The sequence below is a fragment of the Staphylococcus sp. HMSC063A07 genome (assembly GCF_001836955.1).
Lineage (GTDB): Bacteria > Bacillota > Bacilli > Staphylococcales > Staphylococcaceae > Staphylococcus > Staphylococcus lugdunensis.
Genome location: NZ_KV830924.1, coordinates 119,007 through 141,449, shown reverse-complemented (window position 1 = coordinate 141,449; position 22,443 = coordinate 119,007). Strand labels below are relative to the sequence as shown.

Annotated in this window: 24 protein-coding genes and 2 pseudogenes; all 26 read right to left on the bottom strand. The window is 33.6% G+C overall.

The genetic code is table 11. The features are described 5' to 3' along the window. Positions 1-44 precede the first annotated feature (44 nt). Positions 45-770, bottom strand: a complete 726-nt coding sequence (locus HMPREF2597_RS06675; protein ID WP_002458968.1) for a class I SAM-dependent DNA methyltransferase — start codon at positions 768-770, stop codon at positions 45-47. Next, a complete protein-coding gene (rsfS, locus tag HMPREF2597_RS06670; RefSeq protein ID WP_002478103.1) occupies positions 771-1,124 on the bottom strand; it encodes a ribosome silencing factor in 354 nt (117 codons plus the stop codon). Continuing rightward, the gene (gene yqeK / locus HMPREF2597_RS06665) at positions 1,125-1,709 is read right to left on the bottom strand and encodes a bis(5'-nucleosyl)-tetraphosphatase (symmetrical) YqeK (RefSeq protein ID WP_002458966.1); all 585 of its coding nucleotides are present in this window, start codon (positions 1,707-1,709) and stop codon (positions 1,125-1,127) included. Continuing rightward, positions 1,699-2,271: a nicotinate-nucleotide adenylyltransferase gene (locus tag HMPREF2597_RS06660; protein WP_002458965.1), complete on the bottom strand. Its 573-nt coding sequence runs from the start codon at positions 2,269-2,271 to the stop codon at positions 1,699-1,701. Before HMPREF2597_RS06660 ends, yqeK begins: the two co-directional genes overlap by 11 nt. Continuing rightward, positions 2,272-2,562: a ribosome assembly RNA-binding protein YhbY gene (yhbY, locus tag HMPREF2597_RS06655; protein WP_002478102.1), complete on the bottom strand. Its 291-nt coding sequence runs from the start codon at positions 2,560-2,562 to the stop codon at positions 2,272-2,274. Continuing rightward, positions 2,556-3,371 carry a shikimate dehydrogenase gene (aroE, locus tag HMPREF2597_RS06650; RefSeq protein ID WP_002478101.1) on the bottom strand — a complete coding sequence of 272 codons (816 nt, stop codon included), beginning with the start codon at positions 3,369-3,371 and terminating at the stop codon, positions 2,556-2,558. The genes yhbY and aroE overlap by 7 nt, the downstream gene beginning before the upstream one ends. Before the next feature lie 12 nt (positions 3,372-3,383). Next, positions 3,384-4,484 carry a ribosome biogenesis GTPase YqeH gene (yqeH, locus tag HMPREF2597_RS06645; RefSeq protein WP_002478100.1) on the bottom strand — a complete coding sequence of 367 codons (1,101 nt, stop codon included), beginning with the start codon at positions 4,482-4,484 and terminating at the stop codon, positions 3,384-3,386. Further along, complete coding sequence (locus HMPREF2597_RS06640; RefSeq protein ID WP_002458961.1) at positions 4,485-5,012, bottom strand: YqeG family HAD IIIA-type phosphatase; 528 nt, start codon at positions 5,010-5,012, stop codon at positions 4,485-4,487. Between the two features lie 22 nt (positions 5,013-5,034). Continuing rightward, complete coding sequence (locus tag HMPREF2597_RS06635; RefSeq protein WP_002458960.1) at positions 5,035-5,721, bottom strand: 5'-methylthioadenosine/adenosylhomocysteine nucleosidase; 687 nt, start codon at positions 5,719-5,721, stop codon at positions 5,035-5,037. Between the two features lie 145 nt (positions 5,722-5,866). Further along, complete coding sequence (locus HMPREF2597_RS06630; protein ID WP_002458959.1) at positions 5,867-7,099, bottom strand: NRAMP family divalent metal transporter; 1,233 nt, start codon at positions 7,097-7,099, stop codon at positions 5,867-5,869. 12 nt (positions 7,100-7,111) lie between these two features. After that, positions 7,112-7,867 carry a 5-oxoprolinase subunit PxpA gene (gene pxpA / locus HMPREF2597_RS06625; protein ID WP_002478099.1) on the bottom strand — a complete coding sequence of 252 codons (756 nt, stop codon included), beginning with the start codon at positions 7,865-7,867 and terminating at the stop codon, positions 7,112-7,114. Further along, positions 7,867-9,228 carry an acetyl-CoA carboxylase biotin carboxylase subunit gene (locus tag HMPREF2597_RS06620; RefSeq protein WP_070817246.1) on the bottom strand — a complete coding sequence of 454 codons (1,362 nt, stop codon included), beginning with the start codon at positions 9,226-9,228 and terminating at the stop codon, positions 7,867-7,869. Before HMPREF2597_RS06620 ends, pxpA begins: the two co-directional genes overlap by 1 nt. A gap of 12 nt (positions 9,229-9,240) precedes the next feature. Beyond that, a pseudogene (locus HMPREF2597_RS13020) lies at positions 9,241-9,474 on the bottom strand (acetyl-CoA carboxylase biotin carboxyl carrier protein subunit); the annotation flags it as partial. Positions 9,475-9,575: 101 nt separating this feature from the next. After that, a pseudogene (locus tag HMPREF2597_RS13015) lies at positions 9,576-9,684 on the bottom strand (acetyl-CoA carboxylase biotin carboxyl carrier protein subunit); the annotation flags it as partial. Positions 9,685-9,686: 2 nt separating this feature from the next. Next, a complete protein-coding gene (locus tag HMPREF2597_RS06610; protein ID WP_002478097.1) occupies positions 9,687-10,691 on the bottom strand; it encodes a 5-oxoprolinase subunit C family protein in 1,005 nt (334 codons plus the stop codon). Then, entirely contained in the window at positions 10,681-11,412 is a 732-nt protein-coding gene (gene pxpB / locus HMPREF2597_RS06605) for a 5-oxoprolinase subunit PxpB (protein ID WP_002478096.1), read from the bottom strand. Before pxpB ends, HMPREF2597_RS06610 begins: the two co-directional genes overlap by 11 nt. Positions 11,413-11,747: 335 nt before the next feature. Then, on the bottom strand, positions 11,748-12,224 hold the full coding sequence (gene greA / locus HMPREF2597_RS06600; protein WP_002458953.1) for a transcription elongation factor GreA: 477 nt from the start codon (positions 12,222-12,224) through the stop codon (positions 11,748-11,750). Between the two features lie 24 nt (positions 12,225-12,248). Continuing rightward, entirely contained in the window at positions 12,249-12,875 is a 627-nt protein-coding gene (gene udk, locus HMPREF2597_RS06595) for a uridine kinase (RefSeq protein ID WP_002458952.1), read from the bottom strand. Beyond that, entirely contained in the window at positions 12,875-14,143 is a 1,269-nt protein-coding gene (locus HMPREF2597_RS06590) for a peptidase U32 family protein (protein WP_002478095.1), read from the bottom strand. The genes udk and HMPREF2597_RS06590 overlap by 1 nt, the downstream gene beginning before the upstream one ends. Before the next feature lie 11 nt (positions 14,144-14,154). Continuing rightward, entirely contained in the window at positions 14,155-15,078 is a 924-nt protein-coding gene (locus HMPREF2597_RS06585; protein WP_002478094.1) for a peptidase U32 family protein, read from the bottom strand. Further along, positions 15,075-15,716 (bottom strand): O-methyltransferase, encoded by a 642-nt coding sequence (locus HMPREF2597_RS06580; RefSeq protein ID WP_002478093.1) that lies wholly within the window; start codon positions 15,714-15,716, stop codon positions 15,075-15,077. Before HMPREF2597_RS06580 ends, HMPREF2597_RS06585 begins: the two co-directional genes overlap by 4 nt. Before the next feature lie 362 nt (positions 15,717-16,078). Beyond that, the gene (locus tag HMPREF2597_RS06575) at positions 16,079-16,387 is read right to left on the bottom strand and encodes a DUF1292 domain-containing protein (protein ID WP_070817245.1); all 309 of its coding nucleotides are present in this window, start codon (positions 16,385-16,387) and stop codon (positions 16,079-16,081) included. A 12-nt stretch (positions 16,388-16,399) separates the two neighbouring features. Next, a complete protein-coding gene (gene ruvX, locus HMPREF2597_RS06570) occupies positions 16,400-16,828 on the bottom strand; it encodes a Holliday junction resolvase RuvX (RefSeq protein ID WP_070817244.1) in 429 nt (142 codons plus the stop codon). Between the two features lie 3 nt (positions 16,829-16,831). Beyond that, complete coding sequence (locus HMPREF2597_RS06565) at positions 16,832-17,092, bottom strand: IreB family regulatory phosphoprotein (RefSeq protein WP_002458946.1); 261 nt, start codon at positions 17,090-17,092, stop codon at positions 16,832-16,834. Positions 17,093-17,157: 65 nt separating this feature from the next. Beyond that, positions 17,158-19,788, bottom strand: coding sequence for an alanine--tRNA ligase (gene alaS, locus HMPREF2597_RS06560; protein ID WP_002478092.1), 2,631 nt, complete (start codon positions 19,786-19,788; stop codon positions 17,158-17,160). Positions 19,789-20,055: 267 nt separating this feature from the next. Continuing rightward, entirely contained in the window at positions 20,056-22,443 is a 2,388-nt protein-coding gene (locus tag HMPREF2597_RS06555) for an SF1B family DNA helicase RecD2 (protein ID WP_002478091.1), read from the bottom strand.

Sequence of the window (22,443 nt, the reverse complement as noted above, 5' to 3'; positions counted from 1 at the left end):
TTTGTTATTTAAATTCTTAATATTTACTACTTATGCTATAAAAATTACTTTTGAACGATAAAAAACAATCTGAGTCCGTTATCTGAATGCTCATTCATATTAAAATCAGTAAAAGTTTTGATATGATTGAAACCTGCTTGCTTCAACATTAGTCGATACTGTGTTTCATCGAAAGTTCTTTGATAATGTGATTCGTCAAAGCGTTGATAATTTTTATGATCATTAAGCTTAAAGAAAGTCATTTCATGATAAACACTTAATGGTACTTCTCCACGGAAGGCTTGCCATGCTAGAAAAGTATCATTTTGTTCTTCTATATAATTCTGATTATTAAATAATGTTTCCATTTTGTATGGTGTATGTACATCAAAAATAAATATACCATCATCGGAAAGATGATTGAAAATATTAGCAAAAGTTTGTGTAACATCATTCGTTTCAGGTAAATAATTTAATGAATCACAAAATATTGTTATTAAATCAAATGAAAGATTTAAGTTAAAATCAGTCATATCACCTTCAAGCCATTGAACTTGATTAGATTTTTGTGTTGCAATTGCTAACATGTCCACGCTTAAATCCATACCTGTAACTTCACCAATATTTGTTAGCATTGATGTTAAAGTCCCAGTACCACAACCGATATCAAGTATTTTGGGATTTGAAGGTAAACTTACAGATAGTTGTTGAACAATATCGAACCACAAGTCATATGGTTGGTCTTGAGTAAATAAATCATAAAAATTACTCATGTCTTGATATTGCATCATTTAATATACAGCCTGACCATATGATTCTATTGGCGCATCTTGATATAGTTTCTCAATATTATAATAGCTTCTTTCGTCTTTATGGAATACATGAACAACGACATTGACTAAATCTATTAAAATCCAGCGTGCACTTTCATAACCCTCTATACGTTTTAAGTTAAGACCTTGTTCTTGAGCCATTTCTTTAACAGCTCTTGCAATGGATTGAACTTGTCGTTCATTGTTACCGTGACACACAACAAAATAGTCAGTCATATCACTGATTCCCTTCATATCTAGAGAAACAATATCTTCAGCTTTCTTATTTTCTGTCGCTTTGACAGTCATTGTTAACAATTGTTCTGAGCTCATTTAATCATCCTTTATTCTTTGATCACTATAGTTATAATAGTTTAAACATGCTATCGTTGCACCATACACTGTAATATCTTTGTCAATTAAGAATAATACTGTTCGCTTAGAAATTTCATAAATTGTTTTATCTAAGCTACCTTGATTGTATGCCATATCTCGAATTTCTTCAACTCCTGGGGTTTTTCTTCCAGGTTCAATGTAATCTGCAATAAATACTAATTTTTCTGTTTTAGTCATGTGTTGTCGACCTGTAGTATGATAATGAATCGCTGATAATACCTCTTCATCTTCAATACCATATTTGGCTTTCATCAACGCAGCACAAACAGGGCCATGTAGTATCTCACCACCATAACTAAGTAAATCATTATCCAAATCATATTGTCTTACAACTTGATACATGGAACTTAAATCATCATATTTACAGTAGTCATGTAATACACCTGCTAATTCAGCTTTAGCAACATCGCCATCATATATTTCTGCTAATTTCACTGCAGTTTCAGCAACACGTAAAGAATGATCGAAACGTTTTTTTGGTAACTTTTCTTTTGTTAGTTTGACAGCTTTTTTAATTTTCATATAATCCTTCCTCTCTGATATAGCTTTCTACATTTGGTGGAACGAGTACTTGGATGTTTTTATTGTTTTGAACTCGATTACGTATCATGGTAGAACTAATATCTATCCTAGGAATATCTATTGAAATCATTGACGGATCAACTATTTGATGTGACGTATCTCTATTTACGATAACAAATGTAATTATTTCTTTAAGCTGATTGATGTTATGCCATTGTTCAAGTTGATTGTATTGGTCTGTTCCAATGACAAAATAAAATTCTGCATCTTGATTTTTACTAATCAAAGATTGTATCGTATCGAAAGTGTAACTTGTTCCTTTGCGTTCCAGCTCTTCATAGCAAATCTCTCCAAAACCTAATATATCAATAACAAGTTGAATCATTTTTATTCTATGCTTTGTGTTAAGGTGTTGTTTATGATCTTTTAATGGTGACATATAACTAGGTAAAAAATAAAAATGATCTGGTTGGATAAAATGATAAACTTCAGTAGCAACCACCATATGCGCCGTGTGTATCGGGTTGAATTGTCCGCCATATAAAACAATTTTTTTAGTCATTTAAGGTAAATTGATGTGCTTATTTTCTTCTGATTCTTTATATAACACAATCATTGACCCGATTATTTGAACGACTTCGCTTTTAGTTGAGCTAGCTAATTGTATTGCTAAATCATTTTTATCATCAAAGTTATTTTGTAAAATATGAATTTTTACAAGTTCTCTTTTTTCTAATGTATCGCTAATTTGGTTACACATGTTTTCATTTATTCCAGATTTGCCAATTTGAAATGTTGGATCCGTATTATGTGCTAAACTTCTTAAATATCTTTTTTGTTTACCAGTTAACATGAGGATGCTCCTTTTAGTTTATTAATTACTGTTTGCTTCATTGTATTTATGTTTGCAGTTTGGCCAGTCCATATATTAAAACTTGCTGCTCCTTGTAATATAAACATATCTAAGCCATTATATATCGGATTACCATTTTGTTCAGCTTGGTCTAAAAATGGTGTTTTTGCAGGTATATATACAATGTCACTTACTAAAGTTTGTGGTGATAAATTTGAAAGTGATACAACTGATGCTTTACTTTGAGACATACCTACAGGCGTTGTATTAATTATAATATCAAATTGATTTAAATGTCGTTCAGCGGTTTCCAACGAAATTTTATTTACGTCTAAAGTCCATGAATCAAAACGTTTAGCTGTCCGATTGGCTATCGTTATTTTAGGTTCAACGTATTTTATAAGTTCATGGGCAATGCCTTTACTGGCACCTCCAGCACCTAGTATCAATATGTAGGCATGCTCAATATCAGGATAAATATGCTTTAACCCAGTTACATAACCTATACCATCTGTATTGTAGCCAATCCATTTACCTTGTTTTATTGCAATGGTATTCACTGCTCCTATGTTTTTAGCAGTATCATCTATAACATCTAAGTATGGAATGATGGCTTCTTTGTGAGGTATTGTCACGTTAAAACCATCAATTTCCTTTTCGGCTATAATGTCTTTAATATGATGAAAGTGTTCTCTTGGAACATGAATAGCTTCATACGTATGTCTCATATTAAGGGCTTTAAAGTTAGCATTATGCATTAATGGCGATAAAGAATGTGAAATCGGATCTCCGATAACTGCAAATTTCATAAATATCACACCTTATAAAATTGAATTTCTTAACACTACATCGACGTTTTTGGGTACTCTGACAATGACTTTGGCACCTGAATCAATCGTAATAAAACCTAACCCAGATATCATAATGTCTCGTTTTTCTTTTCCTGTTTCTAAGCGCACAGCCTTTATATCTTTCAGATTGAAATTTGAAACATTATTTGGGGGTGTAAGTAAATCACCTAATTGGTTTTTCCATAACTCATTGGCTTTTTCTGTTTTAGTGCGGTGTATATTTAAATCATTTGAAAAGAAGCAAATGAGTGGTCTTTTTCCACCTGAAACATAATCAATTCGAGCGAGTCCCCCGAAAAATAATGTTTGTGATTCATTTAATTGGTATACACGTTGTTTAATTTCTTTTTTTGGTATAATCGTTTTCAATTCTTTTTCAGTAACTAAATGTGTCATTTGATGTTCTTGAATAATGCCAGGTGTATCATACATAAATGATGTTTCATCTAATGGAATATCAATCATATCTAATGTTGTGCCTGGGAATCTAGAAGTTGTAACAACATCCTTTTCGCCAACACTTAACTCAATTAATTTATTAATTAGTGTCGATTTACCCACATTTGTCGTACCTACAATATAAACATCTTCATGGTCACGGTTTTGATTAATAGCTGTTAATAAGTCTTCAATTCCCCACCCTTTTTCAGCAGAAATTAGCACAACTTCTTCAGCTTCTAAACCATATTTTTTTGCTGAGCGTTTTAACCATTCTTTCACACGACGATGATTAATTTGTTTCGGCAATAAGTCTAATTTATTAGCAACGAGTATGATTTTTTTATTACCTACAATGCGTTTTAAGGCATTAATAAAAGATCCCTCAAAATCAAAAATATCTACAACATTAACAATGATACCCGAGCGATCAGATAGACCATTTAATAAATTTAAAAAATCTTCACTATCCATTCCTACATCTTGTACTTCATTATAGTTTTTCAATCTAAAGCATCGTCGACAAATTACATCTTCGCGAAATAAATTGTGTTCTGGTACATAACCAGGCGCGTTTTTATTTTCGGATTGCAATGGTGCACCGCAACCAATACATTTTAAAGTCTCAGTCAATCAATTTTCCTCCCATGAGATATAGCCCTTATTTTTGAAGTGGTTTAAGAGTCGTCTTTCGATAATTCTATTAAATTTAGTTATAAATCCATCTGTTCGTTTCACTGGAACTACCATGATTGTATACAAACCATTGCGATTGCCACCAAAGACATCAGTCAACATTTGATCGCCGACAACTACAGCTTCTTCGGCTTGTATATTCATATACTTTAATGCCTTTTTAAATGCTTTACCCATTGGTTTACGAGCTTTAAAAATAAAATCAACATCTAAATCTTTTGAAAAACTAGCAACACGTTGCTCATTGTTGTTTGAAACAATAGTGATTGTAATTCCAGCTTCACTTGCTTTTCTAAACCACTCTTTGATTTCTATAGTAGGTGTTTTTACATCCCAGCCTACTAGTGTATTATCTAAATCTGTAATAATACCTTTAACTCCGGATTTTGCAAGTTTATCTATATCAATTTCAAATACCGATTTCACGTATGAATTCGGCATAAAATATTTTTTTATAATACCCATAATTTTCACCTTTAAATTATATTTATATTTGTTTAATTAAACGTTCAACTGTTTTACTAGAAGACACGGCAGCTTGTTCAATAAATTGTTCAAATGTGATATCGGCGTTGCCGTTTGCCAAATCTGAGATTGCTCGTGTGATAATAAATGGTTGTTTAAACTGATGGCATGTTTGTGCTATGGCAGTGGCTTCCATTTCAACTGCTAACGCTTGCGGAAATCTTTCTTTAATCAAAAGGCGTTGGTCTGTGCTTCCGATAAAGCTATCACCACTAACAATAAGTCCAACTTTTGCATTTAAAGACTGTGCTTTTAAAACAACTAACACATTATCTAGTAAATGTTTATCAGCTTCAAAATGGAGTGGCATTTGTGGTACTTGACCATACTGATAGCCAAAAGCTGTTGCATCTACGTCATGATAAATAACGCTGTCACTTACTACAACATCACCTATTGATAAGTCTTCATCTAGAGCGCCTGCTGAACCGGTATTAATTATCATTTCAGGTTTAAATTGTTGAATGAGCAGCGTAGTAGAAATAGCTGCATTGACTTTACCAATGCCACTTCGTGTAAGTACAACATCGACGTCATTTAATTTTCCTTGATAAAATTCAACATGAGCAATCGTATGATATTGTGTATTTATTAATTTTTCTTTTAAAATTGTAATTTCTTCTTCCATAGCACCTATAATGCCAATCATAAATCCACCTCATTTATATTTCTTAGCAAATGTTATTCTATCATATTTTAGCCTTTACCACGATACACAAGAATAAAGTTTATTATAATACATAATAAAAAAGACTCTCTATTAAATAGAGAATCTTTTTTTATTAAGCTCATTGTTAACTATGCCATAGTGCAGCTAAGTCTTGAAGTGAAAAGATAGCTGTTACAATTGTCACAATAACTGCAACTATACCAAATAACAACATCCAAGTTGGGTGTTTATAGTCTCCTACAACCGATTTCTTTTTGCTTGCGATAAGTATGGCACCTAAAGTAATTGGCAAAATCCAACCGTTGATAGCCCCAGCAATAATAAGTAAGCTAACTGGTTTGCCGATAAATAAGAAAATCAGTGTAGATATTACTATAAATGTTATGACAATCAAATTATTTTTATTAAACAGTGATTTATGAAGTGTTTTTAAGAATGTTGCACTTGTATATGCAGAACCGATAACTGATGACATAGCAGCTGCAAAAATGACAACACCGAATATATTTTTACCAATAGGTCCTAGAGCATGTTCAAATACAGAAGCTGGTGGATTGTCTGCGCTTAAAGTCACACCTGTAATAACAACACCTAATACAGCTAGAAATAGCAATGTTCTCATGACGCCTGTTGTTAAAATACCAGCTATTGCAGAACGGTTAACAAATGGTAAATATTCTTTACCCTTCATGCCTGAATCTAAAATTCTATGTGCACCAGCAAAGGTAATATAGCCGCCAACTGTACCGCCAACTAAAGTTATAATTGGTAAAATCAATTTAAGTGGATGTTCAGGCGTAACCATATGTACTACTGCATCGCCATAAGGTGGATTAGATACTACCATAACCCAAGCAACTACAACAATCATAACGACACCAAGTATCATTGATACGACATCCATGATTTTTTGACCACTTCTGCTAACAAAAATTAAAATTGAGAAAACTGCAGTAATTGCGGCACCCCATTTGATATCTAAGCCAAACATTGCATTTAAACCAAGTCCAGCCCCAGCGATATTACCAATGTTGAAGGCTAAACCGCCAAAAGCTATTAATATTGACACGATTGTACCTAAACCAGGTAAAACTTTATTAGACACCTCTTGACCACGTAATCCAGTAACTACTAATACTCGCCAAATATTGATTTGTGCACCTATATCGATGAGAATAGAAATCAATATTGCAAAGGCAAAGCTTGCATAAAACTCTGCTGTGAATACTGCTGTTTGAGTTAAAAAGGCTGGACCTATGGCAGACGTAGCCATTAAGAAAACTGATCCATAAAGTAAGCGCCTGTGACCTTTAGTAAAAGTAAAATCTTTTTCCTTTTTATTTAGTTTTTCTCCCATATAATTTACCCCCTATAATGATTGAATATCAATGCCTTCTTTCATTAATGTCTTTCTTATTTGAGATACAAAATCTAGTGCATGTGCACTATCGCCGTGCACACAAATCGTATCTGCCTGTAACGTAATATCTTTTCCATCTCTTGAGGTCACTTTATTTTCTTTAACCATTTTTATGACTTGTTGTAATGCTTCGTCAGTATCAGTTATCACCGCATCATTTTCACGACGATTGACCAATTGACCATTATTCTCGTATCGGCGATCAGCAAAAACTTCAGAAGCTGCGTGTAAACCAATTTTTTCTGCTTCAGAAATCAGTAATGTATTAGCTAAACCAACTAAAATGAGTTCTGAATCAAAATCATATACAGCTTGCGCTATAGCTTGAGCAACTGTACTATCAATAGCCCCCATATTGTAAAGGGCACCATGCGGTTTTACATGATGAATTTTAGTATTATATAATTTACAAAATCCATTCAAAGCACCGAGTTGATAAATAATTGCATTATAAATTTCTTGATAAGAGAGCGCCATTTTACGTCTTCCAAACCCTTTCAAATCTGGAAATCCAGGATGTGCACCTATCTTAATTTGGTGTTTAACTGCTAATTTAACGGTTTCATTAAGTACATTTTCATCTCCAGCATGAAAACCACAAGCGATATTAGCTGAGGTAATGAGCGGAATAATTGCTTCGTCATTACCAAATGAATAATTTCCATAGGCTTCACCTAGATCACAATTTAAATCGACGGTTACCATTACAAAGTCACCCCTTTTACGATTTGATGTTTTTCTAAGAATTTAATATCTACTTCACTTGCATCGCCATCAGCATATAATGGGTAGCTAAGGACAGCATATAAGAAATCAGCTGTCGTTGTAAATCCATCAATGACCATTTCATCCAAAGTTACTTTGAGTTTATTGATGGCGCTCGCTCTGTTTTCTGATTTAACGATGACCTTTGCTACTAGAGAATCATAGTAAGGTGAAACTTGATAACCCGAATAAAGTAGTGAATCTACTCTGACATTAAATCCTTGTGGTAGATGTAAACGTTTCACTACGCCAGGACATGGTTGAAATTTTTTCTCAGGATTTTCAGCATTGATGCGCGCTTCAATGACATGACCATTAAATGTGATGTCTTGTTGTGCAAATGGTAACTTATCATGCATTAACAAGTATAATTGTGCAGTTAATAAATCACGATCAGTTCTCATTTCTGTGACGGTATGTTCAACTTGAATTCGCGCATTCATTTCAATAAAATAATGCGCATCTTCAGTAACTAAGAATTCGATTGTACCTGCACTTCTATATTTTGAGGCTCTAGCTACTTTAACAGCATCATTACAAATTTTTTCTCGGCGTTCTTCAGTAAGTGCCGCACATGGTGACTCTTCTATTAGCTTTTGATTTTTTCGTTGAACTGAGCAGTCTCTTTCTCCTAAATGTACATAATTATCTTTGCCATCACCAATGACTTGAACTTCAACATGTTTTGCTACAGGTATAAAGGCCTCTACATATACACGGTTATCGTTGAAATACTTTTGTCCTTCACTTTGAGCTTCTTTTAAAGACTTTTCTAAATCAGCTGGATCTTTAACAATTCTAATTCCTTTACCACCACCGCCACTAGCAGCCTTTAAAACAACAGGATATCCGATATCTTCAGCTAACTTTTCAATTTCTGATACATTGTTAACTGCGTCTTTCGATCCCGGAATTACAGGTACGCCAGCAGCATCAACTGTTTGTCGAGCGGTTATCTTATCTCCCATTAACTCCATAGTTTTTTTATTTGGACCAATAAAATGAATGTCGTTTTCTTCAACTTTTTCAGCAAATGTTGTGCTTTCTGATAAGAAGCCATAACCTGGGTGAATTGCATTAGCCCCGGATAATTCTGCAGCACCGATAATACGTTCGATATTTAAATAACTATCAAGTGGATTTGCTTCACCAATACAAATTGCCTGGTCAGCTAAGCTTACATGAAGACTAGCTTCATCACCTTTAGCATATATCGCTACGGTTTCTATTCCTAATTCGCGACAAGCACGAATGATACGCACAGCGATTTCTCCTCTATTTGCAATTAAACAACGATACATAGCTAGCCCCCCTTATTTTATTTGTATCAATGCTTGGTCATATTCCACATTTGTACCGTGATCAACTAAAATTTCAACAATTTCTCCTGATACATCACTTGTAACCTCGTTCATCACTTTCATCGCTTCAATATAACCTACAATGTCTCCTTCTTGAATTTTATCACCCACTTGTACAACTGGTTCAGTTAATTCTTTACTATCTTGCAAAAAGAATGTACCTACCATTGATGCTTTGATTTGTTGCGTTTCTTCTTTAGGATTTGCTTCGTCTTGTTTATTTGAATCGCTATGATTAGTAGAAGTTGTTTGTATATCATTTTTATTAGCACTTACGGGTGAAATATCTTCTGTAAAATCTAATTCTATTTCATGTTCAAAATCTTTATATTTAAATTTTTTAACTTCATTCTTTTTAACTAAATCTATTATTTGTTCTATCTTATCTAAATTCATTTTTACTGTTCCTCCCTAATTAATTGAGCTATTTTTTTTGATGTCGGACGTAAATGCTTGAGTTCGAATTTTGGAGTTGATTCTATTTCATTTATTGTTGAACTAAAGACTTGCTCAAAATGTTTTAAATTTTTGATTGCTTGTTCAATCGTTATCCATTTGAATAGAATTTCTTCTCCTGGTTTAAATTGAGCCAGTTTATGTATATCGGCTTGGGAAACACTAGCAATCTTAGTGTAACCTCCTACGGTCTGTCTATCGTGTAATAATATGATGGGGTGACCATCATTAGGAACTTGAATACTGCCTAATGCAACGGGCTCTGAAATGATATCCGCACTTTCTATAGGCGGTATAGGCGTTCCTTTAAGTCGAATGCCCATTCTGTCAGAACTATCTGATATCTCATATACTTGTGCTGTTAGTTGTTCATGACATTCTGTAGAAAATGCATCATATTGAGGTCCTTTGATGATATGAACGATATTATCTTCTGGTACTGCATTGAATTCAATAGTTTTGCCCAATTGTTGTTTATAAGATTGATTTGTAACAACAGGAATGCTATCTTTTTTCTTCAATGTACGTCCATAAAAACCACCCATTTGTGTTCTAGTATGAGTGGCATAGCTATTTGCTACGATTGGTATATCAAGTGGTTGACCAAAAAATATATACCCCCTAGCACCTTGTTGAACAGGACCAATTTCTAAAATATCTCCTTTATTTGCTTGTACAACCACATTTTGGTATACAGCAGTACCATTTAATTTGGCTGCAAAAATAGCCCCTGTTAAAACAAATGAATTTTCGCTGGAGAATTCAATTTTAGGGCCAATAATTGTAAATTCGATTGCAGGCCCATCTTGCTGGATTAATGTTTGTCCAATAAGATAGCTATATTGATCTATGGCACCAGCGCTTGAAATACCAAGATGTTGAAATCCTGTACGTCCTAAATCTTGTATAGTTGAAAATAAACCAGGTTGTATAATTTTAATTCCCATTACGCATTGTCACCCACTTTTCTTTATTAAAGCATCCCTTATCAATGTCATCTTGAATTTGTTGATAAGTATGTTGATCGATGGCATAAAATTTTATTTTATCACCAGCTTGATAAAGCGTCATAGGCTGATCATCTTTATTAAATACTCTAATAGGCGTACGACCAATAATTTGCCAACCTCCTGGTGAGTCTAGAGGATATAAGCCAGTTTGATTATTAGCAATTCCAACTGAGCCTGCAGCAATACGTACTCGAGGTTCAGAGCGTCTAGGCATATGTATGCGTGAATCTAAACCACCCAAGTATGGGAAGCCAGGCATAAAGCCAAGCATATAAATTAAATATTGTTTACTTGTATGTATCTCTATTACTTCTTCAGAGGTAAGTCCGTTATACTTTGCTACTTCAGATAAATCTGGCCCTGCATCTGAACCATATAAGACGGGAATATGTACAACTTTATTATTAGATGCTTTATCAATGTGCTTATAATTAATAGAATCAAGTTGAAGTTGTTGAATCAACTCATCGATATCAATTTTATGTTGGTCAAAAGTAACCATGATGGCTCTATAAGATGGAATAATTTCGTTGATAGCTTGCAAGTTTTTATTTTTAATGTATTGAGTTGTATAAATAATTTGATTATATGTGTCTTCACTAATTTCGTTTTTGAAATAAATCATTAAGGTTTGTTCGTTAATGATAGTTGCTTCCATTTTCTAACCCCCTTTGTATAAAAAAATAGAAACATAGACAAATAAAATTATAAATGACTAATTCAATAAGAATTATATCATTTATCTTATCTGTCTGTTTAATAATCATTTGTAATTAAAAGCGATAAGTAATAAATATTACGCTTTGTAGATCGGTTGATTCTACTTTAAAAAGTTGTACATATTCAATTAAATCATACTTGTAATTAATTGTCATGGAGAAAACAAGTTTAACAAAAGTATGTGGCACAACATAAAAATGCTATATAGTAAAAACCAGTAAGCAGAATGCTAAACTGGTTTTTACTATATAGCTTATTAATGAGGATATTGTCTTATTTAATATCTACAATCTTAACTCTGATTTCACCACCGTTAGGTAGCTGTACTCGAACTTCATCGTTTAATCCTTTGCCAATAAGAGATTTCGCCATTGGAGATTCGTTTGAAATTTTCCCTTTAAATGCGTCGGCTTCTGCAGAACCAACGATTTGGTAGCTTTCTTCTTCATCACCAGGTAATTCTACAAATGTGACAGTTTTCCCGATTTGTACGACGTTATTATCGCCTGTGTCTTCGATAATAAGTGCGTATCTTAGCATATGTTCTATACGTTGAATATCTTGTTCAATAAACCCTTGTTCGTCTTTTGCAGCGTCATACTCAGAGTTCTCAGATAGATCTCCAAAAGAACGTGCTACTTTGATTTTTTCTACAACTTCAGGTCTTTTAACTGTCTTAAGTTCTTCTAACTCTTGTTCTAAATTGTCATATCCTTCTTGTGTCATAGGATATTGTTTTTGATTTTCCATTACGTCATCTTCCTTTTCTTGATATTACTCTTGTTTACTTACAAGTGTTTGTATTTTGGTTGTCATAATATCGATAGCAACTTTGTTACTACCACCTTCAGGAATAATAATATCTGCATACTTTTTAGTAGGTTCGATAAATTGATTATGCATCGGCTTAACTACATTCAAGTATTGATTAATTACAGATTCCATTGACCGTCCGCGCTCTTTAGTATCTCTTATCAATCTTCTTAAGATTCTAATGTCTGCATCCGTATCAACATATATTTTAACATCCATCATATCACGTAGTGTTTTGTTTTCTAAAGCAAAGATACCTTCTACGATAATAACATCTTTTGGTTCAAATGCAATGGTTTCATCACTTCTAGTATGATTTGCATAGTCATAAGTAGGCACTTCTACTGATTGACCATTTTTTAAATCCTTTAAATTTTTTATTAATAAATCGTTATCAAAGGCAAAAGGATGGTCATAATTTGTTTCTAACCGTTCTTCAAACGTGAGGTGGGATTGGTCTTTATAATAATAGTCTTGGGCCAATAAAGCAACACTATGACCTGCTAAATTTTTCATAATTTCATTAGTTACGGTGGTTTTACCTGAGCCTGAGCCACCAGCAATACCGATAATCGTTGTTTGAGACATTAGCTAATTTCCTTTCTCATCATATTATTTGGGTAGATTGGGTGGTCAACTTTAATTTGTACAATTTGTAGTGGATGTCTTGCAGCATCCAAAGAATTCCCTTCTTCATCATAAATTGCATCAATAACTTGTTTAAAGCTATTAATTTCAGGTCCGAAAAATTCAATTTCTTGTCCAGGTTTAAAATTATTACGTTGTTGTATCGTGGCGATGTGTGTATTTGCATCATATTCAAGAACTAAACCGCAAAAATCATATGGAGATTTTTTGGATTGTTGCATACCAAACATTTGCTCTTCATAACCTGGTGTCCCCTCGAAGAAAGCAGGAGCTGTATCACGATTGGCACATTTATCTAATTCTATTAGCCATTCAGGGTCAATTTTGAAATTTGCTGGATCTTCAGCATAAGCATCGATGACTTTACGGTAAACTGATACAACTGTAGCTATATAGTGAATAGATTTCATACGGCCTTCTATTTTTAATGAATCAACGCCGATATCCATCATTTTAGGAATGGCTTCTATTAATTTTAAATCTTTGGGACTCATAGCAAAAGGTATGATATCACCTTGTTGATAATACATATCTAAATCGCCATCTTGATCAATGGATAATAAATCGTAATCCCATCGACAACTTTGGCAACAGCCACCACGATTTGAGTCTCGAGCTGTCATATGATTGCTAAGTGTGCAACGACCAGAGTATGCAATACACATGGCACCATGAATAAATGCTTCTATTTCTATGTCAACCTTTTCTTTCATTTCCTTCATTTCCATGGCACCAGTTTCTCTAGCTAACACAACACGGTTTAATCCTTCTTCTTTCCAGTATTCTACCGCCTTATAATTTGTTAGAGACTGCTGAGTAGATAGATGTATCTCTAAGTTAGGTGCAACACGTTTGCATGTTTCAATGATTAGAGGATCTGCTACAATAATTCCCGTAGCTCCTGTAGCTTGTAATTGTATTAAATATGCTTCTAAGCCTGGGATATTCTCATCATGTGCAATGATATTGGTAGTAACATAGATTTTTGCGCCGTAAGTATTAGCAAATTGGACACCCTCAGCAATTTCTTCCATAGTAAAATTATCGGCATTTGAACGTAATCCATATTCTTGACCGCCTAAAAATACTGCATCTGCGCCGTAATGTACAGCTATTTTTAGCTTTTCTAAATTTCCAGCAGGAGCAAGTAGTTCAGGCTTTTTCATTTTAGTTTGTTGTGATGGTGATGCTTTTTCTAAAATTTGCATGATTAAGCCTCCTAATATACGGTTTGTTTAAATAAGAAACCTTCATCAAAAGGACGATGTGCTGGCTGTATATCTTCAATTGGATCAACAAGCATGAATTTTTCATCCTCATAGGTTTCAGGATCATCATTATATAAATCAATAGCCTCGCGATATTGACGTGTTGTTACATTAATATATTCTTCAGTTTGCAAGATACCATCTATCTTAAACGAATCAATTCCTGCACTAAATAATGGTTCTAATTCTTCAATTAAACAAATATCATTTGGAGACATTATATGTGTACCATTGTAATCTTCAAAAACAGGATATTTATTATCTCTTTCTTCATCATATAATAATAAGTACTGTTCATCCTGTTGACGCTCTATTTTCATTTGTTTATCTTGGAATGTGTAATAATTACCTAGCAACATTCTTTTCGATTGAAACATGCAAGTCATGCCATGAACTTGCACTTCAATTTCAACATCTGATTGCTCTTTAATATTGATTATTTCTTCTAAGCTTAATTCACGAGCAAGAACGGCACGTTTCGCACCTTTTTGTCCCCAGTAGTTACATTGAAAATGATTTGTTACTAATGCTTCAGCATCCCAATTTAATGCAATTGGATGTGGTTGAGCTTTGACGTACATAACAACGGCAGGATCTCCAAATATAATACGATCTACATTGATTTCATGTAAAAATGTTATATAGTCTTCAAGTGCCTCCAAATGATAATTATGAAATATACCGTTAACAGCAGCATAAACTTTTTTATTATGTTTGTGGGCTATTTCCACAGCTTTTTTCATATCGGTACGTTTAAATTCACCGGCTAAGCGTAATCCGAATTTTTGTTCGCCAATGACAAACGCATCTGCACCAAAATCAATAAGTGTTTTTAAATGCGCAACTGATTTAGGTGTTACAAGTAATTCAGTCATTCTGATTCTCCTTTGATAGAAATTGCTAGTCCATCATCTATATTGACAAAATTAGTAGAATAATTTGATTGTGACATGAGCCATTCATTATATTGTTGTACTTTTTTAACCATCTGTTTGACATTTCGTGAACGTACAATTGATATGTCTGCAACAAAACCATGGTAAAGGACATTATCAGTAATTACTATACCCCCGTTATTTAATAATGGTGTATAAAGTTCAAAAAATTTACGTGATTGTGCTTTCGCTGCATCAATGAATATCATATCGAAATGTTTATTTTTCAGCTGAGTAAATTGTTCCAGTGCGTCGCCTTTTATAATGTCAATCTGTGATTCGTAGCCAAATGTTTTAACATTGTGTTGGGCTTGTTGAAACATATCATCATTACGTTCAATCGTTGTGATATGTATGTTTGAATCAACTGATGCAAATTGCATTGAACTATATCCTATTGCTGTTCCAATTTCTAGAATTGACTGTGGTTTGTGGATTCTAATTAACTGTTTTATCAAATCAAGTGTTAAGCGGTCGACGATTGGCACAGCATGCTCAATTGCATATGGTCTGAGCCGTTCAATAGGATTATCTAAATGCTTATGTAAATCTACTAAATAGCGTTCATTGTCCTCCATAGACGTTACTTCCTTCTTAAAAAAGTTATAAATAATGAAAATAAAAATCAATCAGTCGTGGTTATTGATTAATTACGTGTAGGATCAAATAAACTGACTGATTGGATTATTTTGATTGCTGTGTACTTAGCAAATACGAAATTAACTTTACATATTTTATCATAAATTATGCATTAAATTAAGTGCTATCTTAAAAAGGAGCGGGATAAAGCCAAATTCGACTTTATCTTCCGCCCCACAAAACAAATCATTACGCTAATTACTTTAAATTTTCATGCACAGAGAAAAATTTTCTGTGATTTTGACTCAGTAATTAAATCATATATCTAATGTTTTTATTAATATAAATTCAAAGTTGTATTTTATTCATCCATTTCAGTATTGACTACTTCTTCAATCATATCCCATTCTTCATCTGTTTCGATAGGAATTAATTTACCGCCATCTCCTGATTCGTCTGGTTGATTTATCATTGGGATTAATTCAATCATGTCATCATCATCAGATTGTGCACCTTCTTCAGACAAAATAACATATTCTTTTTTGAATTCTGGATGATAAAATTCTAATATTTTGCGATAAAGTACTTCATTGCCATCTTCATCATATAATGTTAAAAGTTCTTCTTCGTTATTAAGTTCTAATTCAGTGTCGTGATTATGTTCAGTCATTTAAATTCTCCTTTATTGGATAGAGTCTAAATAGCCTTGAAGTATAAAAACTGCGGCCATCTTATCTATTACTTTTTTTCTTTTTTGTCTAGAAACATCGGCCTCTAACAATGAACGTTCTGCTGCCATTGTGCTTAGTCGTTCATCCCACATAATAACTTTCATATCAGGCATCGCTTCAAGAATTAATTCTTTATAGTGTATGGAAGCTTCTCCACGAAACCCTATAGAATTATTCATATTTTTTGGTAAACCAATAACAATTGTGTCAACGTTATTGGACTTAATAATATTAGTGAGTTGTTCAATACCATATTCTTCTTGTTCTTCATTGATGCATAGAGTGTCTAATCCCTGAGCTGTCCAGCCCATTAAATCGCTAATTGCAATGCCTACAGTCTTGCTTCCTACATCTAATCCTAATATTTTATGCTGGAGCATATATTAATTATTTTTCTCTTTAAGATAGTATGAGACAAGTTCTTCCATAATGACATCTCTATCCACATGTCGTATTTGGTTTCTAGCTTCATTTTGACGTGGTATATAAGCAGGATCACCAGATAATAAATAACCAACAATTTGGTTTACAGCATTATATCCACGCTCTTCTAATGTACGATGCACGTTGCTTAACACAGATCTGACATTCTCTTTAGGAATTTCTTCATAATCAAATTTCATTGTTTTATCAAAATTTTCCATTGATTGACACTCCTCTATCTACGATTTAACTTACATATTTTATATTACACTAGAAAGGTATATAGTTATAGTTTTTTAATGTAATCTTTAATAAAGCGTAAAGATTCTGTGATATTTTCAGGTTGTGTACCGCCACCTTGTGCCATATCCGGACGGCCACCACCTTTGCCACCAACAATAGGAGCCATATTTTTAATGATATCGCCAGCTTTAATTTTGCTGGTATCAGCTTTTGGTACTGTAGCTATCAATGAAACTTTGCCTTCAACTTCACTTATTAATATGATAATTGTGTCTTGTAATTTAGATTTAAAATCATCCATTGTTTCTCTGATTGCTTTTGGATTAGCAATATCTACTTGTGTAGCTAATACTTTAAAACCATTGATTTCTTCAACTTGGTCTTCAATATTACCCATTTTTAATGTTGTAATTTCTTTATTACGTTGTTCTAATTGTTTATTTACATGTTTCACTTCTTCTTGAAGCTGAACGACTTTTTCCATAACTTGATCATCGGATTTGACTTTTAAATATGTTTTAGTTTGATTAAATTTATGCTGAATGCCTTCTAGATACAAGAATGCTGCTCTACCTGTTAAGGCCTCAATTCGTCTGACGCCTGCACCAGTACCTGATTCGCTAATAATTTTAAATAAGCCGATTTCAGATGTGTTTTGAACATGAATACCACCACAAAGTTCCAAAGAAAATGGTGCCATATTTACAACTCTAACTACATCGCCATATTTTTCACCAAATAAAGCCATTGCACCCATCTCTTTAGCTTCAGCAATTGGCATTTCTTGAATATTTACGGAAATACCACGCCATATTTCTTCGTTAACACGTCGCTCAACGTGTTCAATTTCTTCATTTGTCATTGGACCAAAGTGTGAGAAGTCGAAGCGTAAACGTTCACTTTCAACGAGAGAGCCTGCTTGGTTAACATGATCGCCTAATACTTCTTTCAGAGCGGCATGCAGTAAGTGTGTTGCACTATGGTTCTTTTGAATATCTCGTCGTTCATCTTTATTAACGTTTGCATCAACATGACTATTAACAGTTACATGACCAAATTGAACGGTTCCTTTATGCAAGTTTTGACCATTTGGTGCTTTCGTTACTTCTTCAACAGCAATTTCAAAATTGTCGTTACCAACTGTACCATGATCTGCAACTTGACCACCACTGACCGCATAAAATGGCGTTTCTTTTAAAACAAAATAAATGATGTCTCCAGCTTCTGCATGACTAACAGCTTGGCCATTGTAGATAAGATCTGTAATCTCAGTTTGATAATCAGTCGTTTCATATCCAACAAATTTGCTTTTTGTAGTTATGTTTTTAAGCACTTCGCTTTGAATTTGCATTGATTGTGAATTTTGGCGTGCCTGTCTAGCACGGTCACGTTGTTGTTGCATTTCATTTTCAAATGTTTCCATATCAACAGTGATGCCTTCTTGTGTAGCTATTTCTTCAGTTAATTCGATTGGGAAACCATATGTGTCATATAATTTAAATGCATCTGAACCATTAATTTCTTTTGTCGTCAGTTTTGCTTTAGCAATCAGTTGATCTAAAATTGATAGCCCTTCTTGTAATGTTTCGTGGAATCGTTCTTCTTCTGATTTAATGACCCGTTTAATGAAATCAGCTTTTTCTTTAACATTTGGATAATAAGGTTCCATGATATCTGCAACAATATCAACGAGCTTGTACATAAATGGTTCTTGAATATCTAATGTTTGGCTAAAACGTACAGCTCTACGTAACAAACGACGTAAAACATAGCCACGTCCTTCATTTGCCGGCAAAGCACCATCTGAAATTGCAAATGCGATTGTTCTAATGTGATCAGCAATGACTTTAAACGCCACATCTTGTTCCGGTATTTCAAGATATTTCTTGCCGGAAACTTTTTCAACTTCTTCAATGATAGGCATGAACAAGTCTGTCTCATAATTTGTACGCACATTTTGTGCTACAGAAGCCATGCGTTCTAGGCCCATACCAGTATCAATGTTTTTATTTGGTAATGGCGTATAAGTATGATCTTTATTATGATTAAATTCACTAAACACAAGGTTCCATACTTCTAAATAACGTTCATTTTCACCACCAGGATACATTTCTTCAGCAGGGTCGTTCTTGCCAAATGCTTCACCACGGTCATAAAAGATTTCTGTGTTTGGTCCTGATGGTCCTTCTCCAATATCCCAAAAATTGCCTTCAATACGTATAATGCGACTTTCTTCTAAGCCGATATCGTTATGCCATAAATGATATGCTTCTGTATCTTCGGGATGAATGGTTACATACAGTTTGTCTGGTTCCATTGCCATCCATTTGTCACTTGTTAAAAATTCCCAAGCAAATTCAATAGCTTCTTTTTTGAAATAGTCCCCAATAGAAAAGTTACCTAGCATTTCAAAGAATGTATGATGACGTGCTGTAAAACCTACATTTTCAATATCATTCGTTCTAATTGCTTTTTGCGAATTTACGATTCTAGGTTTTCTTGGTGTTTCTCGACCATCAAAATATTTTTTTAATGTTGCTACACCTGAATTTATCCATAGTAATGAATTATCATCAATAGGAACTAAAGGTGCAGATGGTTCAACCATATGTCCTTTTTCTACAAAGAAATCAATATACATTTGTCTTATTTCACTAGCTTTTAAATTTTTCATTGGGTTTCACTCCTCAAATTCTTAGTCACAATTAAAAACGTTCATCCACAAGGGACGAACGTTTTCGCGGTACCACCCTAGTTATAAAGATACGAATCACTATTGATTCCACTTTATCACTTCATTGTCTTATCCATATTAGCACAAAGTAGCGTTCAGCAAACTGTATTGTACTTTACACCAACCAGCACATCTCTTTGAATACTCATTTGCTTACTCATCTTCATGTTTATTCACATTTTATTTTAAGTTGTGTTGTCTAAATTGTCAACGTTCAATAAAGTCATATGGCGTCATTTGATTCATGTTAATCATCGGATCTATTTGATAAATTGTCGCTGCTGATAATGTATCTTTTTTATGTTTAGCTATGATATTATCATCAGTAGAATTCTGCGTTTCGTGTCCAAAATATGCTTCTAATAAATCATATAATTGCGTCATTCTAACTTGACCATTTGTTTTAAGACCAATGTCAAAGGCTTGTGGATCCCCTAGTAATACTAAAGATTGTTTAGCTCTAGTCAAACCAGTATAAAGAATAGGCTTTTGTAACATTCTAAAATATTGTTTCACTACGGGCATAATAACGATTGGGAATTCTGAACCTTGGGACTTGTGAATCGAAGTGCAATATGCATGCGTTAATTCAATTAAGTCTTGTCGTGTAAATGTAATTTCATTACCGTCAAAATCGACGATAATAACATCTTTATTTAAAGCATTTTCTTTTGCCCAAAAAATGCCAACAATAATACCAATATCTCCATTAAAAATATTGTCATTAGGACGATTTACTAACTGTAATACTTTATCGCCTTTGCGGAATGCAGCATCACCAAATTCAATTTCACGGGCGTCTGGTTCTTTAGGATTTAAAATTGTTTGCAGAATTTGATTTAAACGTTTAATACCTGCACTTCCTTTATACATGGGAGCAAGTACTTGAATATCACTCATGTCATATCCTTTACTAACTGCACTGGATACTACTTTCTTAACAACGTCAGGAATTTGTTCTGCACTACAATTAATGAAGCTTCTATCATGATAACGTTTTGTAATATCTATGGATTCGTTTTGTTTCATGTGGTGAGCTAATTCAATAATACTTGAACCATCTTGTTGTCGGTAGACTTCAGTTAAATTGACACGTGGTATTTTTTTAGACTGGATTAAGTCCTTAAATACTTGTCCAGGCCCAACAGAAGGCAGTTGGTCTTCATCTCCAACAAATACAATTTGGGCATCTAAAGGTACCGCATTTAAAAACTGATGAAATAACCAAGTGTCAACCATAGACATTTCATCTATGATAATTAATTTTGCTTTAATTTCATTATCTAAAATGTCTTCTGGTTGTGTATCTTGATTCCATCCTATAAGTCGGTGGATGGTCATTGCCTCTAAGCCAGTAGCTTCTTGTAAACGTTTCGATGCTCTGCCTGTAGGAGCTGCTAATACTACTGGGAAATCATCATCAGTGTAATCCGCATAATCTAAAGAAAGTCCATGAATTTCAGCGTATAACTCTACAATACCTTTAATGACAGTTGTCTTACCAGTTCCAGGTCCGCCAGTTAATAACATGATTTTTGAGTTTATAGCTGTTTGTAAAGCCTCTTTTTGTGATGCAGCATAATGTACTTCATTGCTATCTTCTATCTCTCCAATATGCAACTGTAAATCAGATTGCTCAAGTTCATTTAATTTATGGGTATGAGTTAATATACGATATAAGTTTTGTACGCTTTTTAATTCTGAGTAGTAAAGACTGGGGATGGCAATTTTTTGTTGATCAAGAATCAACTTATCTTCTTCCATTAAAATTTGCAACATTTCTTCAAGTTGATGTATTTCAATTATTTCATCCCCTTGCGTACTTAACATTGTTTGTGCTGATTTAAGAATTGTTTCAGCAGGTAAATAAGTATGCCCTTGTTTAATACATTCTTCCTCTAGTGTGAATAATATGCCAGCTTTTAATCGTTCTGGGTCATTAAAGTCGATGCCGATATTACGTGCTAATGTATCAGCTTTATTAAATCCAATTCCTTTAATATCATATACAAGTTTATACGGGTTATTATCAACGACGTTTATTGTTTCACTTTGATAAAACTGATAGATTGCCATTGATAGTTTAGGGCCAAATCCTAAATCATGTAAGTGTATCATGATTTTTTCTGATTCTTGATTGGCTGCTATTTGTTGTGCAATTTGCTCTTGTTTCTTTTTAGAAAGATTTGAAACTTTTGTTAATATGTCTGGATGAGCTAAAATATCATTTATTGCATTTTCTCCCAAAGTATTAACAATATTTTGTGCTGTCTTTTTACCAATACCTTTAAATAAATCACTTGATAAGTAGGTAATAATAGCATCTTTCGTTTGTGGTAATTCTTTTTCAAATGTATCAGCTTTTAGTTGTTTGCCATATTTTGGATGCGCAACAACCTGTCCTTTAAAGGTGTATACGTCGCCTTCAACAATATTTGGGAAAAACCCTACAACCGTTGGCATCGTATCGAACGATTCATTAGATTCAATGGTATCAACTTTAAGTACAGTATAGAAATTATCTTGATTTTGGAACAAAATAACTTCGACGGTGCCCTTTAACATCGTTGGTTCAAATAGTGTAGGGTTATCCAT